This window comes from Sphingobium phenoxybenzoativorans (genome assembly GCF_001757355.1).
GTDB classification, from domain to species: Bacteria; Pseudomonadota; Alphaproteobacteria; order Sphingomonadales; family Sphingomonadaceae; genus Sphingobium; species Sphingobium phenoxybenzoativorans.
Map to the genome: position 1 here is coordinate 1 of NZ_MINO01000124.1, position 6,055 is coordinate 6,055.

Below are 6,055 nucleotides of genomic sequence, written 5' to 3' on the forward strand. Positions count from 1 at the left end.
GACGACCACCGGCGCGAATGGCCGGGCCGAACATGTGCAGATCATGATCTGCCGCCGGGCGGTCGCCGACGCCCGCCGTGAAGCGCGGATGGCGCAGGCCGAGGCGCGGCGCGGCGAGGTGGAAGGGCGTCAGGCGGCTCTGGCCGGTCTGCGCAAGGCCCGCGAAGGCGTGGCGCGGGCGCAGGGATCAAGCGACCGGGCAATGAGCGCGGCGATCCGGGCGCAGGTCGTCGCTGATCTGGACAAGGAGATCGCGCGGCTGCAGGCCGGGATCGATTGACGGGACAGATTGACGGGGGATGGAGAAAGGGAGAAAATAATTTCTGCGGCGCTCCTTGTTGAAGGAAGCGGCATTTATATATGATGACCATCATCTAATCCGAACAGGGAGACAGGTTATGAGCATCACACAGGCCGCCGCGGGCACCATCCTGATCACGGGCGCATCCACAGGGATCGGCGCGACCTATGCCGACAGGTTCGCCAAGCGCGGCAACGACCTTATCCTTGTTGCGCGCAACGCGGCCAAGCTGACCGCGCTGGCGGAACGGCTACGGGCCGAGACCGGCGTCAAGGTGGACGTGCTGGCCGCAGACCTCACCAACAAGGCGGATCTGGCCAAGGTGGAGGCCCGGCTGCGCGAGGATGAAACCATCACCACGCTGGTCAACAATGCGGGCGCAGCAACCGGCGTCGGCATATTGGATGGCGACCCCGACGCCTATGACCGGTTGATTCAGTTGAACGTCGTTGCGCCCACCCGCCTTGCCGCGGTCGCTGCGCCGGGGCTTGCGGCGCGTGGCGGGGCGATCATCAATGTCGCATCGGTCCTGGCCCTGGCGCCGGAGATGTTCGGCGGCGTCTATAGCGGGACCAAGGCGTTCATCCTGAACCTCTCCCAGTCCATGGCCAATGAGCTGGAGCCGAAGGGCGTGCGGGTGCAGGCCGTGCTGCCCGGCGCGACGCGCACCGAAATCTGGGAAAGCGCCGGGACGAGCGCGGACGACCTGCCCCCCGAAATGGTGATGGGCGTCGATGAACTGGTCGATGCCGCGCTGACGGGATTCGACCGGGGCGAGACGGTGACCATTCCGCCGCTGGAGGAGATTGAGGAGTTTGACGCGCTGACCCAAATCCGGTTGGGCCTGGCCATGAAACTGTCCCGCAATCGCGCCGCGAGCCGTTACCGGACCAGCGAAACCGCCTGATCGCGAATGCCTCCATTTCGGCGGCGCTTGAAATCCGCCGCCGAAATGGCACATGGGGACTATGACACTGCCCTTCGAAACGGCCGAACTGCCGACCGGCATCCTTGCGCAGCTTTCTCGGCTCGTCGGGCGCGTATTGGCCCCCAATCCATCCGCCTTCACCTATACCGGGACAGAGACCTATCTGATCGGCACGACGGAGCTGGCGGTGATCGATCCCGGTCCCGATATTCCCGAACATCTGGAGGCGCTGGAACGCGCGATCGGCGGCCGGCCGGTGAAGGCGATCCTGTGCACCCACACCCATCGCGACCATAGCCCGGCGGCGCGGCCGCTGGCGGAGGCGACGGGCGGGCGGATCATCGGATGCGCGCCGCTGACCCTGATGGACGACGGGCCGCGCGCGGATGCTGCGTTCGACGCCGACTATCGCCCGGACCGGGTGCTGACGGATGGCGAACAGATTTCCGGCGAGGGCTGGACATTGGAGGCGCTGGCGACGCCGGGGCACACGTCCAACCATCTGTGCTTTGCCCTGCTGGAAGAAAATGCGCTGTTCACCGGCGACCATATCATGGGCTGGTCGACCACGGTGGTTTCGCCGCCCGATGGCGATATGGCTGACTATATGCGCTCCATGCAGCGGCTCGTGGAGCGGGACGACGCCGTTTATTATCCGGCGCATGGCGATCAGGTCGATAATCCCCAGCGGCTGGCGCGGGGCATGATGGGCCATCGCAAGCATCGCGAGGGGCAGATCGTCCGCCACCTGCGCGAACCGGGCGGCGCGGCGATCCCCGATATGGTCAAGGAAATGTATAAGGGTGTCGATCCGCGGCTGCACCCGGCGGCGGGGCGGTCGGTGCTGGCGCATCTGCTCGACCTGAAAGCCCGCGGCGTCGTGCGCGAGCAAAACGGCCTTTGGGAGACCGTCGCCGCATGAAAACGATCATCGGCCTGCTGGTCGTCATTCTGGTCGTCTTTGGAATCGCCTTTGGCGGCGCCTATTATTTCCAGAAGGGCGTCGAGGATAAGATGGACGGCAAGGTGGAGAGCATCGCCACCGCCAGCCTGCAGGGCCTGCGCGAACAGGCGCGGCTGACCGCCTTCATGGCGAGCTTCGTCGCGGTCGTGACATCGACGCAGGAGCGGCTGGGCCTGAAGGCGGAAAAGACCATGATCATGCCGGGCACCGTCCGGTACGAGATCGACCTCAACAAGCTGCAGCCCACGGATGTGAAGTGGGACAAGGAGAGCAATGTCCTGACCGTCAACCTGCCGCCGCTGATCCTGGCCGGGCCGGAGGTCGATATCGACGGGATCAAGCAATATGACGGCGGCGGCATATTGATGGCGCTGACGGATGCGGGCGAGACGCTGGACGCGGCCAACCGCAAGCGCGGCCAGGACGAACTGATGAAACAGGCGAAGGGCGAGGTGCCGATGCGGCTGGCGCGGGACGCGACCCGCTCGGCGATCGAGCGCAGCTTCGCCATGCCGCTGAAAGCCGCCGGCGTAAAGGCGACAGTGGTTGCCAAGTTCGCCGACGAGGGGCAGGAGGCGGCTTCGGACGAGCAGAACCATGGACAGGCGGAAAATGCGCAGGTCCAGAATGCCCATCAGGAACCAGAAGGCGGCGCCCACACGCCGGCCGAACAAGGAACGCACGAATAATGGACGCACGAGGAGGGATTGGCGGCAGCCTGAAAGGGCTTGACCTGCGCGCGGAGATCGACCGGCTGCGCAAGGAGCGCAACGCCGTCATCCTGGGCCATTATTACCAGAAGCCGGAAATTCAGGACCTGTCCGATTTCGTCGGGGATTCGCTGGAATTGTCGCGCAAGGCGGCGGAGACGGACGCCGACGTCATCGCCTTTTGCGGCGTGCGCTTCATGGCGGAGACGGCAAAGATTCTTTCGCCGCAGAAGATCGTGGTGCTGCCCGACATGGACGCCGGATGCAGCCTGGAGGATAGTTGCCCGCCCGCGCAGTTCAAGGCGTTCCGCGAGGCGCATCCCGACCATATCGCGCTGAGCTACATCAATTGTTCGGCAGAGGTGAAGGCGCTTTCCGACATCATCGTCACCAGTTCGTCCGCCGAGAAGATTTTGGCGCAGATCCCGAAAGAGCAGAAGATCATCTTCGGCCCCGACAAGCATCTGGGCGGTTACCTGAAGCGCAAGCTGGGCCGTGACATGCTGCTGTGGCCGGGCGTGTGCATCGTGCATGAATCCTTCAGCGAGACGGAACTGCTGAAGCTGAAGGCGCAATATCCCGACGCGCCGGTCGCCGCGCACCCTGAATGCCCGCCCTATATCGTCGACCATGCCGATTATGTGGGATCGACCAGCGGCATATTGGACTTTTCCAAGACGATGCCGGGCGACACGCTGATCGTCGCGACCGAGCCGCACATCATCCACCAGATGCAGAAGGCGGTGCCGGACAAGAATTTCATCGGCGCGCCGGGCGCGGACGGCAACTGCAATTGCAACATCTGCCCCTATATGGCGCTCAACACGATGGAGAAGCTCTATCTGGCGCTGCGCGACCTGGAGCCGCGGATCGAGATGGAGGAGGGGCTGCGCCTGCAGGCCAAAAAGAGCCTCGACCGGATGCTGGAAATGGCGAGCGGCACCGTGGGGCAGGGGGATATCGGCGCGCGCCAGTGAAGCGCCATAAAGGTACGACAATGGCACACCCCCGGCATCGGGGGGATTGACTAAAATCCGTTAACTGTGGCTGTCTCCCAACGGGGTTGTTGGGGGACAGATGATGGACGATTCGCGTGTCTGGAGCGTCGATCGGCTGGCGGCGAAGCAGTTGCTGGCCGGATTGGCGTTGGAATATACCGACGATATGGAAGATGTGGTGGCGCAGCATTTCGCCCGGCACCGGCGAAGCTGCTCGACCTGGGCCGCCGAGCGGGTGCATTCGAACGTCCTGCGCAAGCTGGAGGACGGGTCGGCCATCTATTTCCAGCGCGAATGCGACAAATGGACAGACGGCTTCCGTTTCGCCGAGCAGCAATTAATGTCCGTCGACCCGGAGGAGTTGCTGGAAACCACGCCGGTCGAGACATGGACCAAGGGCCAGTATCTGCGGGCGATGGTGCGTCAGGCGCGCAATAGCTGAGAAGGGTGGTCCCAAATAAGGCTCCGTTCGCCCTGAACGAAGTCGAAGGGCCAGGCCGAACGGAGTGAGGCGCTTCGCTGCGCTCAGCGGAGGGCTTCGACTTCGCTCAGCCCGAACGGGGTGAGATCGGCGCGCTTCAGCCCCCCGGAAACAGGTGCACGATACGGGCGAGGGCGGGGCGCAGCGCCATGCGCTCCTCCGATGTCGAAACGCCCAGGCGGACGATCGTCAGGCCCTGACGCGGCGAGACCAGGATATATTGGCCATTATGGCCGACGCAGCCGAACAGGCTCGCCGGACCCTGACCGGGGAACAGCACATTGTCCGCGCCCTCCCGGTTCAGCCAGACATGCCCGCCATAGCCGCCATTGCGCGCGGACGGGGTGGTCATGAAATCGATCCAGCGTTCCGACAATATCTGACGCCCGTTGGCGCGGCCGCGTTCGCGCAGGAACTCGCCGAAGCGGGCATAGTCGCGCGCGGTCATGTGCATGATGCTGCCGCCGATCATCGTGCCGCGCGCGTCGAACTCCGGCGTCAGGCTGGACAGGCCCACCGGCTCCTTCAGCCGCCCGTCGATGAAGCGCATCATCGCCGCGCGCCGGGTTTCTGGATCGGGGCTGTCGGTCAGCATGCGGGTCAGCACGTCGCTCAGGATCACGCTGGTCACGCTGCTATAGTTGAAGGCGCTGCCGGGGCGGTCTGCGATCGGCTTCGCCTCGCCATAGGCGGCCATGTCCTGCGCACCGTCGGTGAACAGCATGCGGATGGTGTCGGCCGAAGCGATGGGATCGCCATCCTCCACATGGTCGAGGCCCGACGACATGGTGAGCAACTGACGCAGGGTGATGGCGCCGCGCGGGTCGCCGGGTTCGCTCCAGGCGGGGACCGGGGCGGGGCCGTCCAGCGCCAGCCGCCCGTCCGACACCATAAGGCCCGCCAGCACCGCCGTCACCGTCTTGGCCATCGACCAGGACAGCAGCTTGCTGTCCGGCCCATAGCCCGGCGCGTAGCGTTCCGCGACGATGCGGCCATTGTGGAGGATCAGCAACGCGCGGGTCTCGCCAACGTCCGACGCGAACACCGGGTCGATGGCGGCGCGCAGGGCGTCGCCACTCACCGCCGCATCCGGTGCGACCGTATAGCGCAGCGGCGCTTGCGAGATTCCGCTGCTCGCCGAACCCAGAAACAGGGCTGCCGCGATGGCAAGGCTTGTGCGAAGGCGGCTTTTGCTGTTCATCGCGCCTCCTTAGAGGGAAAATTCGCCGGGTGGAATCTCCCGCCGAATCGAAAGCGCCGTTTCGAACGCGCCTTGGGGGGCTGGCAATGCCGGAGAACAGGATCATTCGCCCAGGGGGAATGGGGGCCGGAGCAGGGCGGCGGCCGCTATGGACCTATGTCGCGGGCGCGGCGGCGATATTGCTTGTCGCTTTGTTCGCGTGGAAGTGGAGCCTGTGGCAGGCGCGGGCTGCGGTCGGCGCCGCCTATGGCGCGCGCATGACCTGCTCCTGCCGCTATGTTGAAGGGCGGACGGCGGAAAGCTGCAAGGGCGATACGGAGCCGGGCATGGAGATCGTCACCATTTCGGATGATCCGGACGGCAAGGCGGTAACGGGCAGCGTGCCGATGATGGCGAAGCGCACGGCGCGGTACAGGGCGGGGTTTGGGTGTTTGCTCGACCCGGTGGGGTGAGGGGGCCGGGAGAGTGGTGA

7 protein-coding genes and 1 pseudogene are annotated in these 6,055 nt (G+C 65.1%); 7 read left to right on the forward strand and 1 reads right to left on the reverse strand.

What is annotated here, in order from left to right; all coding sequences use genetic code 11:
* From BHQ40_RS26395 to BHQ40_RS23640, 6 genes and pseudogenes are all read left to right on the forward strand, one after another.
* Positions 1-280: pseudogene (locus BHQ40_RS26395) on the forward strand (hypothetical protein); the annotation flags it as partial.
* Between the two features lie 118 nt (positions 281-398).
* Positions 399-1,208 carry an SDR family NAD(P)-dependent oxidoreductase gene (locus tag BHQ40_RS23620; protein WP_070158166.1) on the forward strand — a complete coding sequence of 270 codons (810 nt, stop codon included), beginning with the start codon at positions 399-401 and terminating at the stop codon, positions 1,206-1,208.
* Between the two features lie 61 nt (positions 1,209-1,269).
* Positions 1,270-2,151 carry an MBL fold metallo-hydrolase gene (locus BHQ40_RS23625; protein ID WP_070158167.1) on the forward strand — a complete coding sequence of 294 codons (882 nt, stop codon included), beginning with the start codon at positions 1,270-1,272 and terminating at the stop codon, positions 2,149-2,151.
* Positions 2,148-2,882, forward strand: a complete 735-nt coding sequence (locus tag BHQ40_RS23630) for a DUF4230 domain-containing protein (protein ID WP_070158168.1) — start codon at positions 2,148-2,150, stop codon at positions 2,880-2,882. The genes BHQ40_RS23625 and BHQ40_RS23630 overlap by 4 nt, the downstream gene beginning before the upstream one ends.
* A complete protein-coding gene (gene nadA, locus BHQ40_RS23635) occupies positions 2,882-3,880 on the forward strand; it encodes a quinolinate synthase NadA (protein ID WP_070158169.1) in 999 nt (332 codons plus the stop codon). Before BHQ40_RS23630 ends, nadA begins: the two co-directional genes overlap by 1 nt.
* Before the next feature lie 100 nt (positions 3,881-3,980).
* A complete protein-coding gene (locus BHQ40_RS23640) occupies positions 3,981-4,343 on the forward strand; it encodes a hypothetical protein (protein WP_139139457.1) in 363 nt (120 codons plus the stop codon).
* 136 nt (positions 4,344-4,479) lie between these two features.
* Here BHQ40_RS23640 and BHQ40_RS23645 read toward each other — a convergent pair whose 3' ends face one another.
* On the reverse strand, positions 4,480-5,583 hold the full coding sequence (locus tag BHQ40_RS23645; RefSeq protein WP_070158171.1) for a serine hydrolase domain-containing protein: 1,104 nt from the start codon (positions 5,581-5,583) through the stop codon (positions 4,480-4,482).
* 119 nt (positions 5,584-5,702) lie between these two features.
* Between BHQ40_RS23645 and BHQ40_RS23650 the strand changes: the two genes are divergently transcribed.
* Positions 5,703-6,035 carry a hypothetical protein gene (locus tag BHQ40_RS23650; RefSeq protein ID WP_070158172.1) on the forward strand — a complete coding sequence of 111 codons (333 nt, stop codon included), beginning with the start codon at positions 5,703-5,705 and terminating at the stop codon, positions 6,033-6,035.
* The last annotated feature ends 20 nt before the right edge of the window (positions 6,036-6,055 follow it).

Bases quoted from the DNA above. Each gene is read 5' to 3' on its own strand.
- BHQ40_RS23620 (WP_070158166.1), top strand. From the start codon at position 399: ATGAGCATCACACAGGCCGCCGCGGGCACCATCCTGATCACGGGCGCA.
- BHQ40_RS23625 (WP_070158167.1), top strand. From the start codon at position 1,270: ATGACACTGCCCTTCGAAACGGCCGAACTGCCGACCGGCATCCTTGCG.
- BHQ40_RS23630 (WP_070158168.1), top strand. From the start codon at position 2,148: ATGAAAACGATCATCGGCCTGCTGGTCGTCATTCTGGTCGTCTTTGGA.
- nadA (WP_070158169.1), top strand. From the start codon at position 2,882: ATGGACGCACGAGGAGGGATTGGCGGCAGCCTGAAAGGGCTTGACCTG.
- BHQ40_RS23640 (WP_139139457.1), top strand. From the start codon at position 3,981: ATGATGGACGATTCGCGTGTCTGGAGCGTCGATCGGCTGGCGGCGAAG.
- BHQ40_RS23645 (WP_070158171.1), bottom strand. From the start codon at position 5,583: ATGAACAGCAAAAGCCGCCTTCGCACAAGCCTTGCCATCGCGGCAGCC.
- BHQ40_RS23650 (WP_070158172.1), top strand. From the start codon at position 5,703: ATGGGGGCCGGAGCAGGGCGGCGGCCGCTATGGACCTATGTCGCGGGC.